Consider the following 2,463-nt stretch of genomic DNA (forward strand, 5'->3'; position numbering starts at 1 on the left):
CATTTCTGGCGTTACGCGTCGGCATCACACAGTCAAACATGTCAATTCCAAGGGCAATATTCTCGAGAATATTTATCGGAGTTCCTACGCCCATAAGATAACGGGGTTTGTCTTCGGGTAAAATTTCGCAAACTATTTCCGGCATTGCGTACATTTCCTCAGCCGGTTCCCCTACTGAAAGTCCACCAATGGCATTTCCAACCTGATTCGAGTTGGCAATATATTCCGCTGATTGCTGGCGCAAGTCCTTATAACAACTTCCCTGTACAATAGGGAAAAAAGCTTGGTCGTAACCGTATTTTACCGGCACTTTATCCAAATGAGTCACACATCGGTCTAACCAACGGTGCGTCATTTTCATGGATCGCTTAGCATAGTTATAATCACAAGGATATGGCGTACACTCATCAAAAGCCATGATAATATCGGCGCCAATGGTACGCTGAATTTCCATTACATTCTCTGGTGTAAAAAAATGGTACGAACCGTCAATATGCGATTTGAACTTCACTCCTTCTTCCTTAATTTTTCGGTTGGCCGAAAGCGAATACACTTGGTATCCACCAGAATCCGTCAAAATATTACGGTCCCAGTTCATGAATTTATGCAATCCACCTGCTTTCTCGAGGATTTCGGTTTGCGGACGCAAGTACAAATGGTAAGTGTTTCCCAGAATAATATCCGGGTTTATATCTTCTTTCAATTCCCGCTGATGCACTCCTTTTACAGAGGCTACAGTACCCACAGGCATAAAAATTGGTGTCTCAATCACACCGTGATCAGTAGTAATGCTTCCCGCTCTGGCTTTCGACTGCGGATCTTTCTTTAATAAATCAAACTTCATATTGGCGTATTTCTTCCGATTGTTCGGCGCGCAAAGATAGGTTAATTTGAAACCAGCATCAAAAAAAAATATTTTCTCCCAAAGAAATGAAAAAGTGTCCCGAAAGCGATCGGAATGACAATCAAAATTTCAATACACTTTCGGAAGAAACCTCAATAATTAGATTATTTAAAAAATTAATTACCATTTAGCAAATCAATTGGGGGCGTGCCCTAAAAAGGTCGGGCTATTCGCTATAATCTTTTATTCCGCTGCGCTTCATAAAAGGATTTCCACTGCTATCCCTCACGCAAAAAAGCTGCTATAATTCGAGAACCATTGCGATAACAACACAATATTTGTAAAAAAATAGTATCTTTCAATCACAAAATCAACACGATATGACTTGGGCAGCAAAACTGATAAAACACAATAGCGAAAATAGAATTGCCGTTTATTTTGAAAAAAACAAAGACCTGATTATCCGTATCAAACAAATAGAAGGAGCACGATGGAGCCAACAAAAAACGGTTTGGCATATCCCAGATACAATCGAAAATAGAGAACGTTTCAAGATAGAACCCCTGACAAATTCGCACCCTTCCGCCGAGGGGATTGTTCAAATAGAGAAATTCAAACAATGGCTTCGTTCTAAACGCTACAGCGAAAGCACTATTACTACCTACAGCGAGGCCTTAAAATCTTTCCTGATTTTCTATCGCGAAAAATCAGTTGTAGAAATCAATAATGAGGACGTGATTATCTATAACAACGAGTATATTCTAAAGAATAATCTTTCGGCTTCGTACCAGAATCAAACCGTTAATGCGATAAAACTGTATTTTATGACAGTCAGAGAAACAAAAATTGAAGTTGATAAAATTCATCGACCAAAACGAGCCAAACTATTGCCTAATGTTTTGAGCAAAGAAGAAATAAAATTGATATTAAATGCACACAGCAATATCAAACATAAAATGATGCTTTCGCTGATTTACAGTTGTGGTTTGCGCTGTGGCGAATTATTGGCACTTCAACCTGTTCATATAGATTCTTTGAGAAATATTGTATTACTTAAAAACTCTAAAGGCAAAAAAGATAGAATCGTTCCACTAAGCACTAAGATATTAGAAATGTTGCGTGATTACTATAAAGTATACAAACCTAAAACGTATTTATTTGAAGGGCAAACTATTGGTTTACAATATGATGCTCGAAGTCTACAATTAATATTGAAACAAGCGTTGCAAAAAACGGGAATTAAAAAACCAGCCACTTTACACTGGCTCAGACACAGCTACGCAACTCATTTATTAGAAAGTGGTACTGATTTACGATATATTCAAGAATTATTAGGGCATAGTAGTAGTAAAACGACCGAAATTTACACCCATGTAAGTACAAAAAGTATCCAGCAAATAAAAAGTCCCTTTGACGATTTGTAAGAAAAAAACGTTATATTTGGATTTAAATAATGCGAAACAAACCTTCGCCAATCTACCCATTATTGGGTGCATATACGAAGGTTTGTTTCGCCTATATACAAGTTATATGATATCCTTTACAAAACTCTGCTAAAATGAAACAAAACTTCTTGATTTTCCTTTCACTTTTGATTTTTCAATTAACATTTGGACAAA

General features: G+C 37.1%; 2 protein-coding genes. One reads left to right on the forward strand and one right to left on the reverse strand.

All coding sequences use genetic code 11. The annotated features are described in order from the left end of the window. A partial coding sequence (gene tgt / locus VIH09_RS10660; RefSeq protein ID WP_331580763.1) for a tRNA guanosine(34) transglycosylase Tgt occupies positions 1-844 on the reverse strand: 844 nt, incomplete at its 3' end. Between the two features lie 380 nt (positions 845-1,224). Between tgt and VIH09_RS10665 the strand changes: the two genes are divergently transcribed. Continuing rightward, positions 1,225-2,268 carry a site-specific integrase gene (locus VIH09_RS10665; protein ID WP_331580766.1) on the forward strand — a complete coding sequence of 348 codons (1,044 nt, stop codon included), beginning with the start codon at positions 1,225-1,227 and terminating at the stop codon, positions 2,266-2,268. Positions 2,269-2,463 lie beyond the last annotated feature (195 nt).

It is taken from the genome of Flavobacterium sp. (genome assembly GCF_036515215.1).
Classification (GTDB): Bacteria; Bacteroidota; Bacteroidia; order Flavobacteriales; family Flavobacteriaceae; genus Flavobacterium.